This is a genomic window from Streptomyces sp. NPDC047014 (genome assembly GCF_040644195.1).
Classification (GTDB): domain Bacteria; phylum Actinomycetota; class Actinomycetes; order Streptomycetales; family Streptomycetaceae; genus Streptomyces.
The window spans coordinates 117,152-137,899 of record NZ_JBEYVX010000005.1; the positions used below are offsets into that span (position 1 = coordinate 117,152).

21 protein-coding genes and 1 riboswitch are annotated in these 20,748 nt (G+C 71.5%); of the genes, 11 read left to right on the forward strand and 10 right to left on the reverse strand.

What is annotated here, in order from left to right; all coding sequences use genetic code 11:
- Positions 1 to 129 precede the first annotated feature (129 nt).
- Positions 130 to 1,452: a metallophosphoesterase gene (locus ABZ873_RS05135; RefSeq protein WP_360865355.1), complete on the forward strand. Its 1,323-nt coding sequence runs from the start codon at positions 130 to 132 to the stop codon at positions 1,450 to 1,452.
- A 150-nt stretch (positions 1,453 to 1,602) separates the two neighbouring features.
- Positions 1,603 to 2,430 carry a hypothetical protein gene (locus ABZ873_RS05140; protein ID WP_360865358.1) on the forward strand — a complete coding sequence of 276 codons (828 nt, stop codon included), beginning with the start codon at positions 1,603 to 1,605 and terminating at the stop codon, positions 2,428 to 2,430.
- A 57-nt stretch (positions 2,431 to 2,487) separates the two neighbouring features.
- On the opposite strand, the gene thiC is transcribed toward ABZ873_RS05140, so the two are convergent.
- Positions 2,488 to 4,275, reverse strand: coding sequence for a phosphomethylpyrimidine synthase ThiC (thiC, locus tag ABZ873_RS05145; RefSeq protein WP_360865361.1), 1,788 nt, complete (start codon positions 4,273 to 4,275; stop codon positions 2,488 to 2,490).
- A riboswitch (TPP riboswitch) is annotated at positions 4,270 to 4,415 on the reverse strand. Its footprint overlaps the gene before it by 6 nt.
- Before the next feature lie 39 nt (positions 4,416 to 4,454).
- Here thiC and ABZ873_RS05150 point away from each other — a divergent pair.
- Positions 4,455 to 5,903 (forward strand): YibE/F family protein, encoded by a 1,449-nt coding sequence (locus tag ABZ873_RS05150; RefSeq protein WP_360865365.1) that lies wholly within the window; start codon positions 4,455 to 4,457, stop codon positions 5,901 to 5,903.
- A gap of 119 nt (positions 5,904 to 6,022) precedes the next feature.
- Here the strand turns inward: ABZ873_RS05150 and ABZ873_RS05155 are convergent, their stop codons facing one another.
- The 4 genes from ABZ873_RS05155 to ABZ873_RS05170 form a co-directional block, all read right to left on the reverse strand.
- Complete coding sequence (locus ABZ873_RS05155) at positions 6,023 to 6,472, reverse strand: SsgA family sporulation/cell division regulator (protein ID WP_360865368.1); 450 nt, start codon at positions 6,470 to 6,472, stop codon at positions 6,023 to 6,025.
- Positions 6,473 to 6,569: 97 nt separating this feature from the next.
- Positions 6,570 to 7,316, reverse strand: a complete 747-nt coding sequence (locus ABZ873_RS05160; RefSeq protein WP_360865371.1) for a helix-turn-helix domain-containing protein — start codon at positions 7,314 to 7,316, stop codon at positions 6,570 to 6,572.
- A 300-nt stretch (positions 7,317 to 7,616) separates the two neighbouring features.
- The gene (locus ABZ873_RS05165; RefSeq protein ID WP_360865612.1) at positions 7,617 to 7,832 is read right to left on the reverse strand and encodes a DUF5326 family protein; all 216 of its coding nucleotides are present in this window, start codon (positions 7,830 to 7,832) and stop codon (positions 7,617 to 7,619) included.
- Between the two features lie 160 nt (positions 7,833 to 7,992).
- A complete protein-coding gene (locus tag ABZ873_RS05170) occupies positions 7,993 to 8,310 on the reverse strand; it encodes a cupin domain-containing protein (protein ID WP_360865374.1) in 318 nt (105 codons plus the stop codon).
- 90 nt (positions 8,311 to 8,400) lie between these two features.
- On the opposite strand from ABZ873_RS05170, the gene ABZ873_RS05175 reads away from it, so the two are divergent.
- From ABZ873_RS05175 to ABZ873_RS05190, 4 genes are all read left to right on the forward strand, one after another.
- The gene (locus ABZ873_RS05175; protein ID WP_360865376.1) at positions 8,401 to 8,781 is read left to right on the forward strand and encodes a phage holin family protein; all 381 of its coding nucleotides are present in this window, start codon (positions 8,401 to 8,403) and stop codon (positions 8,779 to 8,781) included.
- A gap of 82 nt (positions 8,782 to 8,863) precedes the next feature.
- On the forward strand, positions 8,864 to 9,994 hold the full coding sequence (locus ABZ873_RS05180) for a cystathionine gamma-lyase (protein WP_360865379.1): 1,131 nt from the start codon (positions 8,864 to 8,866) through the stop codon (positions 9,992 to 9,994).
- A 198-nt stretch (positions 9,995 to 10,192) separates the two neighbouring features.
- Complete coding sequence (locus tag ABZ873_RS05185; protein WP_360865382.1) at positions 10,193 to 11,098, forward strand: LysR family transcriptional regulator; 906 nt, start codon at positions 10,193 to 10,195, stop codon at positions 11,096 to 11,098.
- Between the two features lie 59 nt (positions 11,099 to 11,157).
- Positions 11,158 to 11,637: an NUDIX hydrolase gene (locus ABZ873_RS05190; protein WP_360865385.1), complete on the forward strand. Its 480-nt coding sequence runs from the start codon at positions 11,158 to 11,160 to the stop codon at positions 11,635 to 11,637.
- 115 nt (positions 11,638 to 11,752) lie between these two features.
- Here ABZ873_RS05190 and ABZ873_RS05195 read toward each other — a convergent pair whose 3' ends face one another.
- On the reverse strand, positions 11,753 to 12,940 hold the full coding sequence (locus ABZ873_RS05195; protein ID WP_360865388.1) for a globin domain-containing protein: 1,188 nt from the start codon (positions 12,938 to 12,940) through the stop codon (positions 11,753 to 11,755).
- A gap of 140 nt (positions 12,941 to 13,080) precedes the next feature.
- Positions 13,081 to 13,731 carry an HAD-IB family phosphatase gene (locus ABZ873_RS05200; RefSeq protein WP_360865391.1) on the reverse strand — a complete coding sequence of 217 codons (651 nt, stop codon included), beginning with the start codon at positions 13,729 to 13,731 and terminating at the stop codon, positions 13,081 to 13,083.
- Positions 13,732 to 13,868: 137 nt separating this feature from the next.
- Between ABZ873_RS05200 and ABZ873_RS05205 the strand changes: the two genes are divergently transcribed.
- The 3 genes from ABZ873_RS05205 to ABZ873_RS05215 all read left to right on the forward strand — a co-directional run bounded on the left by ABZ873_RS05205 (position 13,869) and on the right by ABZ873_RS05215 (position 16,507).
- On the forward strand, positions 13,869 to 14,786 hold the full coding sequence (locus tag ABZ873_RS05205; protein WP_360865394.1) for a GNAT family N-acetyltransferase: 918 nt from the start codon (positions 13,869 to 13,871) through the stop codon (positions 14,784 to 14,786).
- Between the two features lie 24 nt (positions 14,787 to 14,810).
- Complete coding sequence (locus tag ABZ873_RS05210) at positions 14,811 to 15,272, forward strand: GNAT family N-acetyltransferase (RefSeq protein WP_360865397.1); 462 nt, start codon at positions 14,811 to 14,813, stop codon at positions 15,270 to 15,272.
- Between the two features lie 62 nt (positions 15,273 to 15,334).
- Entirely contained in the window at positions 15,335 to 16,507 is a 1,173-nt protein-coding gene (locus ABZ873_RS05215) for a winged helix DNA-binding domain-containing protein (RefSeq protein ID WP_360865400.1), read from the forward strand.
- A 25-nt stretch (positions 16,508 to 16,532) separates the two neighbouring features.
- On the opposite strand, the gene ABZ873_RS05220 is transcribed toward ABZ873_RS05215, so the two are convergent.
- Entirely contained in the window at positions 16,533 to 17,924 is a 1,392-nt protein-coding gene (locus tag ABZ873_RS05220; protein ID WP_360865403.1) for a serine hydrolase domain-containing protein, read from the reverse strand.
- A gap of 118 nt (positions 17,925 to 18,042) precedes the next feature.
- Complete coding sequence (locus tag ABZ873_RS05225) at positions 18,043 to 18,414, reverse strand: hypothetical protein (protein WP_360865615.1); 372 nt, start codon at positions 18,412 to 18,414, stop codon at positions 18,043 to 18,045.
- A gap of 100 nt (positions 18,415 to 18,514) precedes the next feature.
- Here ABZ873_RS05225 and ABZ873_RS05230 point away from each other — a divergent pair, with 100 nt between their 5' ends.
- Complete coding sequence (locus ABZ873_RS05230) at positions 18,515 to 18,892, forward strand: hypothetical protein (RefSeq protein WP_360865406.1); 378 nt, start codon at positions 18,515 to 18,517, stop codon at positions 18,890 to 18,892.
- A 164-nt stretch (positions 18,893 to 19,056) separates the two neighbouring features.
- On the opposite strand, the gene dnaB is transcribed toward ABZ873_RS05230, so the two are convergent.
- The gene (gene dnaB, locus ABZ873_RS05235) at positions 19,057 to 20,523 is read right to left on the reverse strand and encodes a replicative DNA helicase (RefSeq protein ID WP_360865618.1); all 1,467 of its coding nucleotides are present in this window, start codon (positions 20,521 to 20,523) and stop codon (positions 19,057 to 19,059) included.
- Positions 20,524 to 20,748: the final 225 nt, after the last annotated feature.

The window sequence follows — 20,748 nt, forward strand, 5'->3', positions numbered from 1 at the left end:
CACCACCCCTGGTGCGTCACACAGCGCGAGCCGCATTCCTATGATGGGCGCACGACATCACGGACCCTCCTCACCGGAGGTCAGGAGGGTCCGCAGGTGTACGGCAGCGCGACGGTGGTGGAGGGGTCGATGACTCAGGGGGCCGGTCAGGGACCCGCGATGCGGACGGAGACGCTGCGGGACTTCCGGGTGCCAGTCACCGAACCCGCGGCCTACCCCGCGCCCACCGGACTGCCCGGCGAGGGCTCCGCGTACGGCGAGGCGCCGGTGTACGGCGAATACCCCGCCTACTACGAGGCCGGCACCCCCGGCGTACCGGCCCAACCCGGCGTGCCGGCCCAGCCCGGCGTGCCGCCGCAGCCCGGCTACGCGCCGCCGCCCGCCGCGCCGCCCGCGCCCCCCGCCCCTCACCGCGATCCGCGCCGCGAGGAGCACCCGCACGGGCACGCCCAGGACCCCGCGCACGGCCACCCGGCGCACGCGAGCGTCCAGGGCCCGGAGGAGGAAGAGCCCGAGGGCTACACGCCGACCTTCCGCGACCTGCCCGTCATCGGCCGCGGTGCCCTCGGCGGCCCCGGCGACACCGTCCAGGTCCAGTACGTCCCCCAGGACGCCGCGGCCTCCGGTCCGGGCCCGCTGTACGTCGTCGGTGACGTCCACGGCTACCTCGACGAGCTCGTCGCCGAACTGCACGCCCAGGGCCTGATCGACACCGAGGGCCGCTGGTCCGCGGGCAACGCCCGGCTGTGGTTCCTCGGCGACTTCACCGACCGCGGTCCGGACGGCATCGGCGTCATCGACCTCGTCATGCGGCTGTCCGCCGAGGCGGCGGCCGCCGGCGGCTACTGCAAGGCCCTGATGGGCAATCACGAGCTGCTGCTCATCGGCGCCAAGCGCTTCGGTGACACCCCCGTCGTCTCCGGTGCCGGCACCGCCACCTTCCAGGCCGCCTGGCTCCTCAACGGCGGCCAGCGCACCGACATGGAGCGCCTGCAGGACGTCCACCTCCAGTGGATGTCCCGCCTGGACGCGGCCGTCCTGGAGGAGGGCCACCTGCTGCTGCACTCCGACACCACGGCCTACCTCGACTACGGCGACTCCGTCGAGGACGTCAACGACACCATCCACGAGCTCCTCAACCGCGGTGACGTCGACATCACCTGGGACCTCTTCCGCAAGTTCACCAAGCGGTTCGCCTTCCGCGACGAGGAGACCGGCCCGCAGGCGGTGCGCGAACTGCTCGACACCTACGGCGGCAGTCGCGTCGTGCACGGCCACAGCCCCATCCCGTACCTGCTGGGCGAGGTGGGCACCGAGGACGGCGACGACGCGCGCGGACCCGAGGCGGTGGACGGCCCGCACGTGTACGCCGACGGGCTCGCCATCGCCATGGACGGCGGCGTGACGATGGCCGGCAAACTGCTTGTCGTACAACTCCCGCTGAGCGACTGAGGGCTCACGGAGCGGGGTATTTCCGGAAAGCCCCTGTCACCGCGTGGTGGGGGCGCTCTACCATCGCTCTATCCGTAGCAGGCTCTCCTCCGTTCAGGCCGGTCGCCCGGGGTCTACGCGGGCATACCGGCTTCCACGGAGCATCGGGGGATGCACATGACCAGCGCTCCGCACCTGCTGACCGAAGACCGACCGGAATTCGACCGGCTGCTCGACGAGGCCCTGCGCGCCGCGAGTGAACGGCCCGAGCTCGCCACCCTCGGCGAGCGGCTGAACGCCGAGCAGCTGCGCACCATGGCCCAGGGCGCCAGCGCCCTGCTGGTGGCCGCGGCCGCCGCCGAGTACGGGCACTACGTGAAGATCCGCGGGGAGCGGCGCGAGGAACTGCTCCTGGGGCCCGCCGCGGCCTCCGCCGGCGGGGACGAGGACGAGGAGCGGGGCGGTGGCGGAGGGGCGGGGATCAGCGCCGTGGTCGCGGTGCTGGCGCCGGTCCTGGCCGGGACCGCCATGCTCATCTTCCTGCTGGTGGGCTACATCCTGAAGATGATCGAGCCCGAACCGGCCTTCGCGGAGACGATGCTGACGGCGGGTTGGCTGTTCGGCGCGCTGACGGCCGCGGCCCTGCTCTGCGCGGTCATCGGGCTGCTGGTGACGGCGGTCCGCAACAGCGCGACCGAGGTGGCGGCGGACGAGACCGAGGCCGTACCGGACGAGGTGGCGCGGGCCCGCGAGGCATGGCGGCACGCGCTGCTCGAACGCGGCATCATCCCCTTCCTGCGAGACGCCCTGGCCGACCCGAGCGCGGGCCCGGGCTTCCCGACCCCGCGCACCCCGGAGGCCGGGCGCATCCCGAGCCTGGGCTACACCCGCCCCGACTTCACCAGCCCGGGCTCCGCCTCGGAAAGCCCCCGCCCGGGCTACACCCCGCCGGACTTCACCAGCCCGGACTTCGGCGGCCCGGAACGCGAACCCCAGTAGGAGAACAGGGCTCCGGGGGGCGTGGCCTCCCGGAGCCCCGCCCCCCGTCGGCCGTGCTCAGTCCGCCAGGGGCAGGTAGACGCGGTTGCCCGAGGCGGCGAATTCCGCGGACTTCTCCGCCATGCCCGCCTGGATCTCGTCCGCCTTCAGGTCGCCGCCGTGTTCGCGGCGGATGTCCTGGGAGATCTTCATCGAGCAGAACTTCGGGCCGCACATCGAGCAGAAGTGCGCCGTCTTGGCCGGCTCGGCGGGCAGGGTCTCGTCGTGGAACTCACGGGCCGTGTCCGGGTCGAGGGCCAGGTTGAACTGGTCCTCCCAGCGGAACTCGAAGCGGGCGTCGGAGAGCGCGTCGTCCCACTCCTGGGCGCCCGGGTGGCCCTTGGCGAGGTCCGCCGCGTGCGCCGCGATCTTGTAGGTGATCACGCCGGTCTTGACGTCGTCCCGGTTCGGCAGGCCCAGGTGCTCCTTGGGCGTGACGTAGCAGAGCATCGCCGTGCCCCACCAGGCGATCATCGCGGCGCCGATGCCCGAGGTGATGTGGTCGTAGGCGGGCGCGACGTCCGTGGTCAGCGGGCCGAGGGTGTAGAACGGCGCCTCCTCGCAGATCTCCTGCTGGAGGTCGATGTTCTCCTTGATCTTGTGCATCGGGACATGCCCCGGGCCCTCGATCATCGTCTGCACGTTGTGGCGCTTGGCGATCGTGTTCAGCTCGCCCAGCGTCTTCAGCTCCGCGAACTGAGCCGCGTCGTTGGCGTCCGCGATGGAGCCGGGCCGCAGCCCGTCACCCAGCGAGTACGTGACGTCGTACGCCGCGAGGATCTCGCACAGCTCCTCGAAGTTCGTGTAGAGGAAGTTCTCCTTGTGGTGCGCGAGGCACCACGCGGCCATGATCGAGCCGCCGCGCGAGACGATGCCGGTCTTGCGGCGGGCGGTCAGCGGCACGTACGGCAGCAGCACGCCCGCGTGGACGGTCATGTAGTCGACGCCCTGCTCGGCCTGCTCGATGACCGTGTCCTTGTAGATCTCCCAGGTCAGGTCCTCGGCGCGGCCGTCGACCTTTTCGAGTGCCTGGTAGAGCGGCACGGTGCCGATCGGGACCGGGGAGTTGCGCAGCACCCACTCGCGCGTGGTGTGGATGTTGCGGCCCGTGGACAGGTCCATGACCGTGTCGGCGCCCCACTTGGTCGCCCAGGTCATCTTGTCCACTTCCTCCTCGATGGAGGAGGTGACGGCGGAGTTGCCGATGTTGGCGTTGACCTTCACCAGGAAGCGCTTGCCGATGATCATCGGCTCGATCTCCGGGTGGTTCACGTTCGCCGGAAGCACCGCGCGACCTGCGGCGATCTCCTCGCGCACGACCTCGGGGGAGACGTTCTCGCGGATCGCGACGTACTCCATCTCCGGGGTGATCTCGCCCCGGCGCGCGTACGCGAGCTGCGTGACGGCGGCGCCGCCCCGGCCCCGGCGGGGCAGCCGCGGCCGGCCCGGGAAGACCGCGTCGAGGTTCTTGAGGCCGCCGCGCGGCGAGGTGTGCTTGATGCCGTCGTCCTCGGGGCGCACGGGACGGCCCGCGTACTCCTCGGTGTCGCCGCGGCTGATGATCCAGTTCTCGCGCAGCGGGGCGAGGCCGCGCCGTACGTCGGTCTCGATCTGCGGGTCGGTGTACGGACCTGACGTGTCGTAGAGCGTCACGTCCTTGCCGTTGGTGAGGTGGACCTGGCGGACGGGCACCCGGAGGTCGGGCCGGGAACCCGCCAGGTAGCCCTTGTGCCAGCCCGGCTGGCGCTCGGTGCGGTCGTCGGCTTCCGTGCCGACGGCAGGCGTGCGTGCGTCCTGAATGGTCATAAGACCTGATCTCCCTACGCCGGCATTACCCGGTAACAGGTTCGGCGGTCGACGCAGCCTCCTCCCGTACGCATCCGTGATGCCCGTACGGTGATCAGCGCCCTCTCAGCCCGGTGCTCCGAGCTCCCGCGTTGTGCAAAGTAGCCCCCACGCTAGCGTCATCCATGGCGTGCTGAACAGTGGGCCCCCTCATCTCTTGCGATGATCTGCTGGTGACGCCCTCCCCGCAGCCTCCCATCGAGCCCACGGAACACAGCGACCACTCCGGTCACGCACACGCGGACCACGGCCCTTCCCCCGGCCCCGTCCCCGCCCCCGCGCAGCCCCACGGACACAGCCACGGGCACGGGCACAGCCACGGCCCCGCCGCCCCCGTCTCGAAGCACCTGCGCAAGGTGATCGCGGCCGTGCTGATCCCCTTCGCCACCGCCGTCTTCGTCGGCATGGCCGTGCTCTGGCCCGGCGGCGCCCCCGGCCACGAGCGCACGGGAGTCGGCTTCGACCGGCAGACCCAGCAGGCCAAGGTGGTCGCGCTGGAGCAGGTCGACTGCAAGTCCGTGAACGCCGCGCAGGTCCCGCCCACGAGCGAGGTGTCCACGCCCTCCGGCCGCGAGGCCCGCGCCGCGCAGACCGGCGACTGCAAGAAGGCGACGGTCGAGATCGGCACCGGCCCGGACAAGGGCCGCACCTTCGTGGAGATCGTCCAGCCGGGCGCGCCGCGGCAGTTGGCGGACGGCCAGGAGGTGGTGGTGGCGTACGCCCCCGACGCGCCCCGCGACCTCCAGTACTCGGTCATCGACGTGAACCGGAAGCTGCCCCTCGCCGTCCTCGCCGGCATCTTCGCGCTGGCGGTGGTCCTCGTCGGCCGGATGCGCGGGGTGTTCGCGCTGATCGCGCTGGTGGTCAGCTTCGGCGTGCTGACCCTCTTCATCCTGCCCGCCATCCTCCAGGGTTCGAACCCGCTGGTGGTGGCGGTGGTCGGGGCGAGCGCCATCATGCTGATCGCGCTCTACATGTGCCATGGGCTGACGGCCCGTACCTCCGTGGCGGTCCTCGGCACGCTCGTCTCGCTGCTGCTCATCGGGCTGCTGGGCTCGGTGTTCATCGACTGGGCGTTCCTCACCGGCAACACCGACGACAACACCGGTCTCATCCACGGGCTCTACCCGGAGATCGACATGAGCGGCCTGCTGCTCGCGGGTGTGATCATCGGATCGCTCGGTGTGCTGGACGATGTGACGGTCACCCAGACCTCGGCCGTCTGGGAGCTGCACCAGGCCGATTCCACACTGGGGCCCCGCGGCCTCTACCGGGCGGCCATCCGGATCGGGCGCGACCACATCGCCTCGGTGGTCAACACCCTGGTGCTGGCCTACGCGGGCGCCGCGCTGCCGCTGCTCCTGCTCTTCTCCATCGCCAACAGCAGCATGGGGGCCGTCGCGAACAGCGAGCTGGTCGCGGTGGAGATCGTACGGACCCTCGTGGGCTCGATCGGCCTGGTCGCCTCGGTCCCGGTGACGACGGCGCTGGCCGCGCTGGTGGTCTCGGCCGACCGGCCGGAGTCCCGGACCGCCGCTCCGGCCGCGGGACCGGTGCGCGGCGGCCGGGGCCGGCGGCGCAAGCGCTGAGCGCTCTCCTCAGGGGTGTTCTGCTCAGCCGGCGTTCTACCGGTCGGCGTTCTCGCCAGCCGGCGTTCTCGCCAGCCGGTGTTCTCGCCAACCGGTGTTCTCGCCAACCGGCCTTCTGCTCAGCCGGCGTTCTGCTCGTTCTGCCGCGCCTCGGCGAGGATCTTGCCCAGCGCCTCGTCGAGGTTCTCCTCGAAGTCGCCGGTGTTGCGCTCCTGTCCGAGCGGAACGATCCGGTCGGTGCGGTCGAGGAACGCGACGAGCGGCGCGGCGCTGGCGCGGAACAGCGCCCGGTCGCCGCCGACCTGAAGTCTGATGTGGACGTCGGACAGCTCCTCGGGATCGGTGGGCGCGATGTGCACATCGCCGTCACCGCAGGGCTTGTTGATGCCGTCGAGCAGCAGCTCGCGGCCGAACGCCCAGGTCACGGGCGCGTCTCCGGGAAGGTGGAAGGTCAGGCGGACTGCGTAGGGATCACGGGCGTCGTACCGGAGTTCCACCGGAATCCGGAACGAGAGCTCCTCGGAAACGAGGAAACTCATCATGACTTCTGCCTGTACCGACTCGCGCATTGCCTACCCCGCTGTAGTGGAAGTGGCCAGGAATGATCCCCCAGGCTCCTCTTGACAAGAGTGGTGTAAGTGGATGCAGATCACAAGGAGTGAGTTTTCAGATACTGATAGAGAAGGAGAGGGTGCTCAACAGCGCGCCTACTTCACTCTGTAGTCGTTTGACTACATAGGGCAACCGCTCTTGCTGGTGCAGGGGTAGGGAAATGGCCATGGTCGCGGCCGCGTCCCCCGCTGTGATGGGAAGCGCGGCGCATACCGTGCCCAGGGCATATTCCTGGCGTTCGGTCACTGTCTGCATCGGCCCGAGGCTCCCGATCCGGTTTTCCAGGGCCCGCAGATCCCGCACCGTATAAGGGGTGATCGCCTCGACCGGATGACGGTCGAAATACTCCCTGCGCGTCTTCTCGTCGAGCTGTCCGAGCAGGCACTGCCCGATGGCGTGCGCGTGGCCGGTCTCGCGGAAGTCGGCCCACTCCTCGCAGGCGGGGGTGGCCGGGGTGTCGGAGACGCCGACCACCTCGATCTCACCCTCGCGGTAGACCGCGAAGTAGACGGGCGCCCCGACCGCGTCGCGGAAGTGCGCGAGGGAGTCGAGGATCATGCTGCGACGTTTCTGCTGTAGTCCCCCATGGGCCAGCCGGGCCGCGGCCTCGCCGAGGACGAAGACCCCGCCCTCCCTGCGCAGATAGCCCTCGTGCGTCAGGGTGCGCAGCAGGTGGTAGGCGGTGGGCAGCGGAAGCCCGGCCTCGCGCGCCAGCTGCTTCGCCGGGGCTCCCCCGGTGTGCGCCACGGCGGCTTCGAGCAGTCTCAGCGCTCTCTGCACCGAACCGATCAGCGTCGGCACACCGGCATTGTGAAGCGGATCCACAGCTCACCCCCAGGCATGGCGGCGGGCTTCGGGGGAGGCCCGCCCTGCGGGGGCCGCCCCCGCGCGCGCCACCGCTCCTGGGGCTCGTGCTCGGCGGGTCGTCAACAGCGCCGCGGCTCAGGGCGGGCAGTACCGGCTTCCGGTGCCCAGGGGAGCGGCACTGCTCGGCACTCTATCGGCCTCTTCCGGAGGTGCGAGCGGCCGAGAGCGCCGCCTTCCCTCACATGGCTCAATCGGCCGGCGACCGGCTCCGGCCGGCCGGTCTGGCCCCGCTCGCTACCAGTCGGAGGAGGACTTCGTCCGTCCGCCGCCGGCCTTCTTCACCACGAAGACCAGGCCGGCGACCAGGGCGACGAAGAGGAGCAGCTTGAAGACGAGCGAGATCAGCGCGCCCAGCACGCTGGTGATGACGCCGCCGAAGACGAACAGCGCGATGAGCGGGACGGCGACCCACTTCACCCACCAGGGCATGCCTGCGAATATCTTCCGGATCCCGTCCATGTCCTCGACCTCTTCCTCGGCTTCCCCGTACCTGACCTTCCGCTTCCGATGCTAGGAGGGCGCGGGCGCCGAGCGGGGCCCGCGAGCCCCCGGAGTCCCCTGATCCGCCCCTTAGGGGGATCAGGGGAACGACCCTCATCCGAGGGCCCGCTCACGCCTCCGGCGGGGAGAACACCACCATCACCCGGAGGTCCTCGGTGATGTGGTGGAACCTGTGCGGGACGCCGGCCGGGACATAGACCACGCTGCCGCGCGCCACGGTGGTGGTCTCCTCGCCGACCGTGATCGAGGCCCGCCCGCTGACGACGAAGTACACCTCGTCCTGCCGGTGGGGCTGCTGCGGATCGGTCCGCCCGGCGTCGAGCGCGTACAGCCCGACCGACATGTTCCGTTCGCGCAGGAACTGCAGATAGGCGCCGTCGTTGGCGGCCCGCTCCGCTTCGAGCTCGTCAAGCCGGAACGCTTTCATCGTCGTTGTGCCCCTTGTACTCGGTCGTGCCCGCGCATCCGCTGCTCCCGCGGATGTCCCACCGGGATCTTCTCTGCCACGATCAGACACATGACGAATTTTGTAGTCAAGACGCTCGCCAACGCGGCCGCACTGGCCGTCGCCATCTGGCTGGTCGCCGGCATCACGCTGGACGACGGCAGCAGCACGGGCCGCCGGACCCTGACCCTGATCCTGGTCGCCCTGCTCTTCGGACTGGTCAACCTGATCGTCAAGCCGCTGGTGAAGCTGCTCTCGCTGCCGCTGTTCATCCTCACGCTCGGCCTGTTCACCCTCGTCGTGAACGCGCTGATGCTGCTGCTGACCTCGTGGCTGGCCGACCAGTTCGACCTCAGCTTCCATGTGGACAACTTCTGGTCGGCGCTGATCGGCGGCCTGATCATCTCCATCGTCTCCTGGGCCCTGAACCTGGTCCTCCCCGACAACGACTGAGCGCGGCCGCCCTCCGGCCGAGGCGGCGCACGCCCCGGCCCGCCGGATGTCCGTACGCGAGGCAGTGAAGGAGCCCCACCGCGTGAACCAGTACGACGGCCTCGGCGACGGCACCCGCGCCGTCCGGGCCGGGCTGCCCGAGCCCGTCAAGAACGAACCGCCGCTGCCCGGACCGGTGTTCGCCGCCCACTTCCATCTGCCGGGCGAGGTCGAGGGCCCGTACGCCTACGGCCGCGACACCAACCCGACGTGGACCCTCCTGGAGCGGGCGATCGGGGAGCTGGAGGCCCCGGGCCAGGAGGTGGACACCGTCGTCTTCGCCTCGGGCATGGCCGCGATCTCCGCGGTCCTGCTCTCCCAGGCGCGCGGCGGCGACACCGTCGTCCTGCCCGACGACGGCTACCAGGCCCTGCCGCTGCTGCGCGAGCAGCTGGAGGCGTACGGGATCCACGTCCGCACCGCCCCGACCGGCGGGGACGCCCAGCTCGGGCAGCTCGACGGGGCCCGGCTGCTGTGGATCGAGACCCCGTCCAACCCGGGGCTCGACGTGTGCGACGTACGGCGGCTGGTGGCCGCCGCGCACGCCGGCGGGACCCTGGTCGCCGTCGACAACACCCTCGCCACCCCGCTCGGGCAGCGCCCCCTGGAGCTCGGCGCGGACTTCTCCGTGGCCAGCGGCACCAAGGGCCTCACCGGCCACGGCGACCTGCTGCTCGGCTACGTCGTCTGCCGCGACCCGGAGACGGCGGCGCGGGTCCGCCGGTGGCGCAAGATCGTCGGCGCGATCCCGGGCCCCATGGAGGCATGGCTCGCCCACCGCTCGCTGGCCACGATCCAGCTGCGCGCCCAGCGCCAGTGGACCAACGCCCTGGCCGTGGCCGAGGCGCTGACCGGCCGCGCCGAGGTGACCGGGCTGCGCTACCCGGGGCTGGCCACGGACCCCTCGCACCCGACGGCGGCCCGCCAGATGCGCGGATTCGGCTCGGTGGTCTCCTTCACCCTGCCCGACCGGGCCCACGCGGAGCGGTTCATGACCGCCCTGCACCTCGTCGAGGACGCCACGAGCTTCGGCGGGGTACGGTCCACCGCCGAGCGGCGCGGGCGCTGGGGCGGCGACGCCGTGCCGGAGGGCTTCATCCGCTTCTCCGCAGGCGCCGAGGACACCGCCGACCTCGTCGCGGACGTGCTGCGCGCCCTGGACTCCGCCCGCTGATCCGCCTCCGGCGACCGCCGGACGGATCGCGGCGGGAGCGGTCCGAGCCTCCCCCCAAGTGGCTCGGACCGCCCTGGGTTCCGCTCGCGAAGAACCACGCCACAAGGCTAATTGACTCCGTGTCAGAGTCCAATCACGGTAACGACAGGGACCTATCGGGAAATTTATAGTGGTAGGCCCCCATCGAGAGGTGCCGCTATGGATCTGGCCCTGCTGCGCACCTTCGTCACCGTCCACCGGGCCGGTTCCTTCACCCGCGCCGCCGCCCTGCTGGGGCTCTCCCAGCCCGCGGTGACCTCGCAGATCCGCACCCTGGAGCGGCAGTTGGGGCGCCCGCTCTTCCACCGCCGGGCCCGCGGGGTCACGCCCACGGCCGTCGGCGACGAACTCGCCCACAAGGCGGCCCCTCACCTCGACGCCCTGCTGCGGATCACCGAGGCCGAGCGGGAGGACGCCGGCGCGCTGCGGTCCCTGCACATCGCCGGGCCGCCCGAGATCCTGTCCCTGCGCGTGCTGCCCGCGCTGGCACCGCTCGTGGGCCAGGGCCACACCCTGCGCGCCACGCTGCTGGCCGACTCCGGGACCGCCCTGGACGGGCTCGCCTCCGGCCACCACGACCTCGTCGTCACCACCGCCCGCCCGCGCGGCGGCCCCTTCACCGCCACCGCCCTGTGCGACGAGGAGCACGTGCTGGTCGCCGCGCCCTACTGGGCCGCCCTCGTGGACACCGGCCGGCTGCGGGAGGAGGGGCCCGCCGCGCTGGACGGCATGCCGCTCGTGGAGATCCACGAGACCCTGCCCCTCGTCACCCGCTACTGGTGCGCCGTCTTCGACACCCCGCCGGACGCCCGCTCCCTGGCCGCCACCGTCGTCGTCCCCGATCTGCGGGCCGTCCGGGAATGCGTGCTCGGCGGTGCGGGGATCGCCGTCCTGCCGCGCTATCTCTGCCAGGACGCCCTCGACGCCGGGCGGCTCGTGGCCCTGGCCGAGCCGTCCGTACCGCCGCTGCGCACCTGGTTCCTCGTCGTACGGACCGGCAGCCCCGCGCTGGCCCATCTCGGCCGGGCGCGCGACCGGCTGCTGAGTGCCGCCGCGCACTGGTGAGCCCCCGCTTTCCGCGCGTGCCGCGTTTCAGAAGCGGAGCGGTGGGCCACTCTTCTCCCATGACCGAACGTCCCGTGGTCAAACGCACCGCCCGCGCGATCCTGCTCGACGGTGACGACCTGATCCTCATCAAGCGCACCAAGCCCGGCGTCGACCCGTACTGGCTCACCCCCGGCGGGGGCGTGGAGCCCTCGGACACCACCGTCGTCGACGCCCTCCACCGGGAGGTCCACGAAGAGCTCGGCGCGAAGATCACCGATGTCGTGCCCTGCTTCGTCGACACCGTGGAGCACATCGCCGAGCAGGGGGTGACCGGCGTGAAGGTGCAGCACTTCTTCGTCTGCCGCCTCGAATCGATGGACCCGAGCCAGCGGCACGGCCCCGAGGTGGACGAGCCGGCGGGCGAGTACGAGATCGTCCGGGTGCCGTTCAGCCGGGTGGGCATCGCCGCCGTCCACCTCGTCCCGCTCTCCCTGCGGCACTACCTCGACGGGAACATCGAGGGCGTACGCGCCATGCACGCGCCCGACCTGGGCTGAGATCCGGCCGGCCTCGGCTGAGAGCCGGCGCCGGCCTCGGCCGAGTGCCGGCCGGCCGGTCCGGGAGCCGGCCGGAGGCAGCGCGGGCCGAGCCGGGCGGGGCGCCGTACCCCGCTCAGCTCGCGATGCCCGCCAGTTCCTCCACGGCGTCGTGCCGGATCCGCTCCCCGGGGATGCCGATCCGCAGCAGCTCGTGCACCCCGTTGCGGATCATCGCCGGGGGCCCCGAGACGAAGGCGTCGTACGAGCTCCACGGGCCGTGCTCGCCCACCGCGTGCGGCAGCTGCCCGGCCAGCCCGTCACCGACCACCGGCCGCACCGACAGCCAGGGGTGGGAGCGCTGGAGGCCCAGCAGGGTGTCCTTGTCGTACAGGTCGCTGTCGCTGCGCGCCCCGAAGAACACCTCCACCGGCCGCCGTTCGCCGTGCTCGGCCACGTCCTCGATCAGCGCCTTGATCGGGGCGATGCCGGTACCGCCGCCCAGGCAGAGCATCCCGTTGTCCGTGCTGTGGTCCACCACCATCGACCCCGCTGGGGGTCCGAGGCGCAGGACGTCGCCCGGCCGGGCGTGCCGGACCAGCGCGTTGGAGACCCAGCCGGCCGGGACGGCCTTGACGTGGAAGGACAGCAACCCGTCGGCGCGCGGGGCCGAGGCGAAGGAGTAGTGCCGCCAGACCCGCGGCCACCACGGGGTCTCCAGGGTCGTGTACTGGCCGGCCACGAAGGGGTAGGGCTGGTCGGGGCGGACCGTCAGCACCGCGATGTCGGGGGTGCGCAGTTCGTGGGAGACCACCTCGGCATGCCACCAGGCAGGGGCCCGGGCCTCGTCCTGCGCCGCCGCGTCGATCATGATCTGGGAGATCGCGGTGTACGCCCGTACCCACGCGGCCTGGGTCTCCGGCCCCCAGCTCTCCGAGGCGTACCGGGCCAGCGCGCCCACCAGGGCCTCACCGACGGCCGGGTAGTGGGCGGCCATGGTTCCGTACTTGCGGTGCCCGGCGCCCAGGCGGCACAGGTAGGGGGTGAGCACGGCCGGGTCGTCGATGTGCTCGGCGGCGGTCAGCAGCGCCTTGAGCAGCCGGTCGCGCTGCGTGTCCATGGCCACGGGGAACATGTCCCGCACCTCGGGGTGCCCGGTGAAGACCAGGGCGTAGAAATAGGAGGTCACCTTGTCGGCGACGGGGGCGATCTCCGCGAGGGTCCGGCGGATGAGCACGGCGTCCGGTGAGGGGCCGGTGGCACCGCCCTCGGACGGTATCCGGCCCGCGTCGGGTCTGGCCGGTCTGCTGGGCGGAGCGTCCATGCGTGCCTCGCTTCGAGCATCTCGTCGGTCTGCACACGCCACGGCCTGTGAATCCGTGGTTCCAGGATTCACAGCGTGCCAGCCGCCCCAGGAGGCTGCGGGGAAACGGGGAAAATCCGCGATTCGAACCCACTTTCCTCCTAAGATGTCCCCACTCCCGGGCGTGCCACCTCCAGCAGCTGGTATGCCTCGCGCAGATCCCGGCCCTCGTAGACGTGTGTCGCGCGTTCGGCCAGGTAGGGCCGTGCGTTGACCGCCACCGACACCGCGACCGCCTCGAAGAGGTGCGCGTCGGACACCGAGTCCCCATATGCGACGCAGTCCTCCCGGGTCACCCCGAACCGCGCCCGCAGCTGCTCGGCCACCGTGACCTTGCCCAGCGGGGTGAGGATTCCGGCGGCTTCCACGGGCCGGGTGAAGGGCACCTCCGGGAACACCGAGCCGTGCGCGGCGTCGGCGCCCCATTCGAGGAGCAGTTCCACGAAGAAGGAGGGCGAGAGGGAGATCACCGCGCAGTAGTCCCCGCGCCGGCGGATCTCCTGCCAGACCTCCCGGATGCCCGCGAGCCAGGGCGCCCCGTCGAACGCGGCCCGGACATGCGCGGCGGTGAGCCCCGCCCACAGCTCGTGAACGGCCACCGAGAACTGGTGCGGGCCGATCTCCTGCGCGATGAAGGCCCGGTCCAGGGCGGCCAGCTCGGCGCTCACGCCGAGCTGTCGGGAGATTTCCGCCGGCGACGAGGAGCCGTACATCAGCGTTCCGTCGAGGTCGAAGAGGTGCAGGAGCGGCATAGCCCCTGAGGTTAGTGGCTCGGTTTCACGTGAAACAGCGTGTTTCACGTGAAACATCGGCCGTGAGCGCGCGAGCGGGGCGGGCATGTTTCACGTGAAACATCCAACTCGGCAATCCCCTGGACGGAGCCCGATCCATGATCCAGTCTGGCCCGGTGACACCACCACACATCACCGATCTACCGATCCGGGCGCTGACCGTGGACGATCTCCACTACTGCGCCGACCTCTCCGAAGATCGTGGCTGGCTCCGCGAGGACCACAAGTGGGGGCTGCTGCTGGCCGCCGGGAACGGCTACGGAGTCGACGCACCGGACGGCCGGGGACTGGCCGCCGCCTGCGTCGTCACCCGGTACGGCAGTGCCCCCGCCGGACCCGATCTCGCCGCCATCGGCATGGTCCTCGTCGCCGACCGCTACGCCCGCCAGGGGCTGGGCCGCGCCGTGATGAGCCATATCTGCGACGAGGTCCTCAAGGGCCACCCGCTCACCCTGCACGCCACCCCCTTCGGCCGCCCCCTCTACGAGGAGCTGGGCTTCGAGGTGACCGGCCGCGCGGAGATGCTGGTGGGCACCTTCCGGCCCGCGCCCGAGGACACCCCGGCCGCCGACGGCGGCATCCGGATCCGGCCCGCCGTCGCCGAGGACATCCCCCGCATCCTGCGCCTGGACGCCGAGATCTTCGGCGCCGACCGGACGCACATGATCACCCGGCTGCCGGCCTTCGCCGACCGGCTGGTCGTCGCGGAGGACCCCGCCGCGGAGGGCTCGCTCACCGGCTACGCGGCCGCCTGGCCCAATATGCACACCCACGTCATCGGCCCGCTGATCGCCCACGACACCGCGACCGCCCGGGCCCTGGTCACCGCGCTCGCCCTGACCACGGACCGCCCGCTGCGCACCGACATCGACGTGCGCCACGAGGAACTTCTCGGCTGGCTCAAGGGCCGCGGTCTGGAGTCCGTGGCCTTCAACGCCGTCATGACGCGCGGTATCCCGGGCCTGCCCGGCGACTGGACCCGGCGCTGGGCGCCCCTGACCGTGGCCGCGGGCTGAGAGAGGACCTTCGTGGACCTTCGCATGACCGACCCCTCCGAGCTGACGATCCGGCCGGCCACCGAGGCCGACGTCCCCGCGATCGTGGCCCTGCTGGCCGACGACCCGCTGGGGGCCACCCGCGAGTCCCCGGACGACCTCACCCCGTACCTCGCGGCCCTGGAACGCCTCACCGGAGACCCGAACCAGCACCTCGTCGTCGCCGTCCGCGACGGCCGGGTGGTGGGGACGCTCCAGCTGACGATCGTCCCGGGCCTCTCCCGCAAGGGAGCCACCCGCTCGATCATCGAGGGCGTCCGCGTCCACGCGGACGAACGCGGCAGCGGCCTCGGCACCCGGTTCGTCGAATGGGCCATCGAGACCTCCCGCGCCGAGAACTGCTCGCTGGTCCAGCTGACCTCGGACGTGACCCGCACCGACGCCCACCGCTTCTACGAGCGGCTGGGGTTCACCGCCTCCCACGTCGGGTTCAAGCTCCCGCTCTGACCCGGCGGCCGGATCTGCCGGACCGGGCCGCGATGTCGGCGGCCCGGCCTACGATCGGGAGGATGAGCCCCCTTCCCCTCATCACCACCGCCGAGCGCCGCGGCCGGCTCGGCCTGCGCCACCGGCTGGCCCCCTCGGCCCGCGCCACGACGGTCGACGAGGCGGCGGACTCCGTCGTCGCCCTCCATGCCACCGACGCCGCCACCGTCTTCCTCTCCGCGCGCGCCCGGCTGGCCGGGGGCGGCCCCGGGGCCGTCGAGCAGGCGCTCTACGAGGACGTGGGCGTCGTACGGCTGCTCAGCATGCGCAACACCCTCTTCGCGGTCTCCACCGCGCTCGCCCCGTACGTGGACGCGTCGACGGCGCGGGGGATCGCCGTGAAGGAGCGCCGCACCTTCCTCAAGCACCTCGACGAGGACGGGCAGGGACTGGACGCGGCCTGGCTGGCGGAGGCCGAAGCCGCCGCACTCGCCACTCTCGACGTACAAGGTCCGCTCACCGGAAGCCAGTTGTCCGCCGCCGTCCCCGCGCTGCGGCAGAAGATCACCATCGGCCGGGGCAAGAAGTACGAGACCGAGACCGGCGTCGCCACCCGCGTGATCCGCCTGCTGGCCGCCGACGGCCGGATCCGCCGGGACCGGCCGCGCGGCTCGTGGACCTCCAGCCAGTTCCGCTGGGTGCACACCGCGCCCTGGCCCGCCGTGCCCGCCGCCGAGGCCCGCGCGGAGATCGCCCGCCGCTGGCTGTACGCGTACGGCCCGGCCACCGAGGCGGACCTCAAGTGGTGGACCGGCTGGAGCCTCACGGACGTCCGCAAGGCGCTGGCCGCCGTCGGCCCGGACCAGGTGCGGCTCGACGACGGCGGCACCGCCCTCGTCGCCCCGGGGGACACCGCCCCCGTCCCCGCGCCGGAGCCCTGGGCCGCGCTGCTGCCCGGCCTGGACCCGGCGGGCATGGGCTGGGCCGACCGCGGCTTCCACCTCGACCCCGCGCACCGGCCCGCGCTCTTCGACTACGCCGGCAACATCGGGCCCACCGTGTGGTGGAACGGCGAGATCGTCGGCGGCTGGGCCCAGCGCCCCGACGGCGAGATCGTCTGGCGGCTGCTGGCCGACCACGGCCGCGCCGCCGAGGAGGCCGTCGCCGCCGAGGCCGCCCGGCTCGCCGCGTGGGTGGGAGCGGCCCGGATCACCCCGCGCTTCCGCACCCCGCTGGAGCGCGAACTCGTCTCCTGAGCCCGGGGCTTCGGCCCGGCGGCGGTCAGCCGATGCCGCGCCAGCCCCGCGGGTCCACCCCGCCGGGCACCGGCGCCTGGGCCTCGTACGGCTCCCGCGTGAACACGAAGGACGCCAGGTCCAGATGGCTCACCGAGCCGTCCTCGCGCCGCACCGCCCGCAGGGTCTCCCCCGTGTAGTAGCCGGAGAGCCCCGTCCAGCTGCCGTCGGGCTCGGCGCGGAAGCGGGCCGTACGCCCCGTCGCGGCGACCGGAGCCAGCTCCAGCGCGCCGTCCGCGAGCAGCCGGACCGCATGGGCGGCGGTCCCCCAGTACCAGGGGCCGCACAGCTCCAGCGGCAGCCGCGCGGCCTCGGCCTCCGTGAACGGCCGCCACGGCTGCGGGAAGCGGGGCTCGGCGTCCGCGACGATCGCCACCAGGTCCACGGCCACTCCCGAAGCGGGCACCCCCGAGGTGCAGTTGGCCAGGACCACGGCGGCCACATCGTCCGCCTCACTCAGCCACAGCCCCGCGACGAACCCCGGCAGCGAACCGCCGTGCCCGGCGAGCCTGCGCTCGCCGTGGGCCGCCAGCTGCATGCCCAGCCCGTAGCCGAGATCGGCGAGGCCCGGCTCGGGCGGTGCGGACGGCCGGCGCATCTCCCGTACCGACTCCGCGCCCAGGACCCGCTCGTCACCGCGCAGCAGGAAGCCCGCGAAACGGGCCAGGTCCCGCGTCGTGGACCACAGCTGGCCGGCGGCGGCCATCAGCCCCAGGTCCTCCAGCGGCTCCGGCATCATGACGTCCGCCCACGGATGCACCGCCCAGCCCCCGGCATGCGGGGCCAGCGGCGCGGCGCTCGTACGGTCCAGGCCCAGCGGCTCCAGCACCTCCGCGCGCAGGACCTCCTCCCAGGGCCTGCCGCGCAGCGCCTCCACCAGCGAACCCAGCAGGGTGTAGCCCGGGTTGGAGTAGTGGTGCCTGCTGCCCGGGGTGAGCTTGAAGGGCTCCTCACCCAGCACATCGGCGAGCGCAGGACGCAGCGCGCCGGGGGTGCGCTCCCACCACGGGCCGGGGGTCTCCGCGGCCAGCCCGCCGGTGTGGGAGAGCAGCTGGGCCACGGTCACCCGGCCCACGCCGGTCCCCGGCAGATGCTTCTCCAGCGGGTCGTCGAGGCTCAGCAGCCCCTCGTCCCGCAGCCGCATCACCATGACCGCGGTGAACGTCTTGCTGATCGACCCGATCCGGTACTGCACGTTCCCGTCCGGGCCGTGCCCCTCCACCGAGGTCCGGGCCCCCTCCCACACCACCTCGCCCCCGCGCAGGACGGCCGCCACCACCGACGGGGCGCGCCCCGCGCTCTGCGCGACGGCGATCCGGTGCCTCAGCGCACGACGGGTCGCGGGAAGGAGTTCGAGGTCCTCGGCAAGCTCATCCATGATCTGTAGGTTCTCACTTTCGATGTCACTTCCTCAGACGGTCCGGCGGTCTGGACCATCGCCCAGGAGCATCACGAACCTGCTTCGGCACCCGTCCGTTCCATCCACTCGCGGACGGTTACTGCCCGCTCGATGTGGCTGACGATGTCCTTCTTGAGCCGTGTCCAGGGTCTCCGGGATCTTGTCGAAGGCCGGGCCGGGATGCAATCCGGCAACGGGCAGGACCCCAGACTTCCTCGAACTGCTCCAAGGTGAGTTGTTCGGGCTCGTGGCCTTCCCACTCCGAGACGGGCGACTCGGCTGTGATCCCGAACCTGCTGTCGTACTCATCGAGGCGGCCTGCATCGCGGGCCCCCTGCCACTCGGCGAGGGAGGCAGCTGCGATCGGGATCAGCTCAGGCCCTTCGAGTTCGACCTGCCGGGTCACCCAGCCGTCGGCGTCGACCTCGAAGTAGAACCAGGTGTCTTCCTCGTCCCAGTAACAGCGCATCCATGTCTTCACGAGCCCATGATGGCGGCGGCCTGCGCGCCAGCCGCTGCGGTGTCCCATTCCAGTGGATCGTCATCTGGACTGCTGGGATGCTCATGCTGTGACCACCACGACGAGCGAACCACAGACCGGCGGCGGATGGGACGGCCCCTATTACCGCGTCCTCGCCGCAGGCTTCGAGGCCCTGTTCCTCCCAAACCCTGACGAGGTGCTCGATGAGGTGTGCAATGTGGATGTCGAGGTCCACCTTCCCGATGGCTCTCGCTGGAGTGCGACGATCTTCACCCTCGCCGAGGTGGACCGGCTGATGAGGAGATGGGAGGGGACCGGAGAAGCCGCAGGAGGCCGGTGCTTCTGGTGCTCGGACGGGCTGATCGTCCGAGAACCTGGCATCCGAGGCATGGTGAGCGTGATCGCCAAGCTGCTGGCGTCGGACGAGTTCGACGGAGCCTTTCATCGCCTGTCCGACCCGGAGTGAACTCCGGATTCATGACGCCGCACCATCTTGAGACGTTCGAATAGCCCTGAGCACCCTCCTGAGGGTCTTGACCTGCCAGTCTCAGACCCGTGTCAGGTATGCCATCGCTCGGCCATCGCTCGTGAGATGTGGCCACGCAAGCTGAGGCCCTGCATGATCGGATGCTACGTGTTGGCCATGTCCACGAAGCGCGAGTAGTGGCCCTGGAAGGCCACGGTGATGGTGGCCGTGGGGCCGTTGCGGTGCTTGGCGACGATCAGGTCGGCCTCGCCGGCGCGGGGGGACTCCTTCTCGTAGGCGTCCTCGCGGTGCAGCAGGATCACCATGTCCGCGTCCTGCTCGATGGAGCCGGATTCACGCAGGTCGGAGACCATCGGCTTCTTGTCGGTGCGCTGCTCGGGGCCACGGTTCAGCTGGGAGAGCGCGATCACCGGGACCTCCAGCTCCTTCGCCAGCAGCTTGAGGTTTCGGGACATGTCCGAGACCTCCTGCTGGCGGCTCTCGGGACGGCGCGAGCCGCCCGACTGCATCAGCTGGAGGTAGTCGATGACCACGAGCGAGAGGTCGTTGCGCTGCTTGAGCCGGCGGCACTTGGCGCGGATCTCCATCATCGACAGGTTGGGGGAGTCGTCGATGTAGAGGGGGGCGGCGGACACGTCGGGCATCCGGCGGGCGAGCCGGGTCCAGTCGTCGTCCGTCATCGTGCCCGACCGCATGTGGTGCAGCGCCACCCGGGCCTCCGCCGAGAGCAGGCGCATGGCGATCTCGTTGCGCCCCATTTCGAGGGAGAAGATCACGCTCGGCAGGTTGCTCTTGATGGAGCAGGCCCGCGCGAAGTCCAGCGCGAGCGTGGACTTACCCATCGCGGGACGGGCGGCGATGACGATCATCTGGCCGGGGTGCAGGCCGTTGGTCAGGGAGTCCAGGTCCGTGAAGCCCGTCGGGACGCCGGACATCTGGCCGCTGCGCGAGCCGATGGCCTCGATCTCGTCGAGCGCGCCCTCCATGATGTCGCCGAGCGGCAGGTAGTCCTCGGAGGTCCGCTGCTCGGTGACGGCGTAGATCTCCGCCTGGGCGCTGTTGACGATCTCGTCGACGTCCCCGTCGGCGGCGTACCCCATCTGTGTGATCTTCGTACCGGCGGCGACGAGGCGGCGCAGGACGGCCCGCTCGTGGACGATCTCCGCGTAGTACTCGGCGTTCGCCGCGGTCGGCACGGACTGCACCAGGGTGTGCAGGTACGAGGCCCCGCCCACCTTGCTGATCTCGCCGCGGCGGGTGAGCTCGGCGCCCACGGTGATGGGGTCGGCCGGCTCGCCCTTGGCGTACAGGTCGAGGATGGCCTGGTAGATCGTCTCGTGCGAGGGCCGGTAGAAGTCGTGGCCCTTGATGACCTCGACGACATCGGCGATGGCGTCCTTCGAGAGCAGCATGCCGCCCAGGACGGACTGCTCGGCGTCCAGGTCCTGCGGGGGGACGCGCTCGAAGCCGCCGCCGTCGCCGCCCTCCCAGGAACCGCCCTCGCGGCCCCGGTCGTGCTGCTCGTCGCCGCGGCCGCGGCCCTCGCCCTTGCGGCGCGGACGGGCGGGCAGACGGTCGCTCGGACCGCTGTCGGCCCAGGGGTCGTCCATGGGCTCGGCCATGCTCACCGGGCCGCCTCCTCCCGTCCGCAAAGCGGACCTTGCCGTGCCACTCTTTCTACGACACGGCTCTGACATATGGGGCACCCGAACCGGCTCTCGGCGAGTCGGGCAACGCACCACGGTAGGGCCGCGGGCGGCGTCAGCCAATCTTGTTATCCACAGGGTCTGTGGATGAGATGTGGATGACGGCGCCAATGCTGTGGGTAACTCCCC

What these genes read in the sequence shown, in the direction of transcription:
- ABZ873_RS05135 (WP_360865355.1), top strand. Translation starts at nt 130, where the DNA reads ATGACTCAGGGGGCCGGTCAGGGACCCGCGATGCGGACGGAGACGCTG.
- ABZ873_RS05140 (WP_360865358.1), top strand. Translation starts at nt 1,603, where the DNA reads ATGCACATGACCAGCGCTCCGCACCTGCTGACCGAAGACCGACCGGAA.
- thiC (WP_360865361.1), bottom strand. Translation starts at nt 4,275, where the DNA reads ATGACCATTCAGGACGCACGCACGCCTGCCGTCGGCACGGAAGCCGAC.
- ABZ873_RS05155 (WP_360865368.1), bottom strand. Translation starts at nt 6,472, where the DNA reads ATGCGCGAGTCGGTACAGGCAGAAGTCATGATGAGTTTCCTCGTTTCC.
- ABZ873_RS05170 (WP_360865374.1), bottom strand. Translation starts at nt 8,310, where the DNA reads ATGAAAGCGTTCCGGCTTGACGAGCTCGAAGCGGAGCGGGCCGCCAAC.
- ABZ873_RS05175 (WP_360865376.1), top strand. Translation starts at nt 8,401, where the DNA reads ATGACGAATTTTGTAGTCAAGACGCTCGCCAACGCGGCCGCACTGGCC.
- ABZ873_RS05185 (WP_360865382.1), top strand. Translation starts at nt 10,193, where the DNA reads ATGGATCTGGCCCTGCTGCGCACCTTCGTCACCGTCCACCGGGCCGGT.
- ABZ873_RS05190 (WP_360865385.1), top strand. Translation starts at nt 11,158, where the DNA reads ATGACCGAACGTCCCGTGGTCAAACGCACCGCCCGCGCGATCCTGCTC.
- ABZ873_RS05195 (WP_360865388.1), bottom strand. Translation starts at nt 12,940, where the DNA reads ATGGACGCTCCGCCCAGCAGACCGGCCAGACCCGACGCGGGCCGGATA.
- ABZ873_RS05200 (WP_360865391.1), bottom strand. Translation starts at nt 13,731, where the DNA reads ATGCCGCTCCTGCACCTCTTCGACCTCGACGGAACGCTGATGTACGGC.
- ABZ873_RS05205 (WP_360865394.1), top strand. Translation starts at nt 13,869, where the DNA reads ATGATCCAGTCTGGCCCGGTGACACCACCACACATCACCGATCTACCG.
- ABZ873_RS05210 (WP_360865397.1), top strand. Translation starts at nt 14,811, where the DNA reads ATGACCGACCCCTCCGAGCTGACGATCCGGCCGGCCACCGAGGCCGAC.
- ABZ873_RS05215 (WP_360865400.1), top strand. Translation starts at nt 15,335, where the DNA reads ATGAGCCCCCTTCCCCTCATCACCACCGCCGAGCGCCGCGGCCGGCTC.
- ABZ873_RS05220 (WP_360865403.1), bottom strand. Translation starts at nt 17,924, where the DNA reads ATGGATGAGCTTGCCGAGGACCTCGAACTCCTTCCCGCGACCCGTCGT.
- ABZ873_RS05225 (WP_360865615.1), bottom strand. Translation starts at nt 18,414, where the DNA reads ATGCGCTGTTACTGGGACGAGGAAGACACCTGGTTCTACTTCGAGGTC.
- dnaB (WP_360865618.1), bottom strand. Translation starts at nt 20,523, where the DNA reads ATGGACGACCCCTGGGCCGACAGCGGTCCGAGCGACCGTCTGCCCGCC.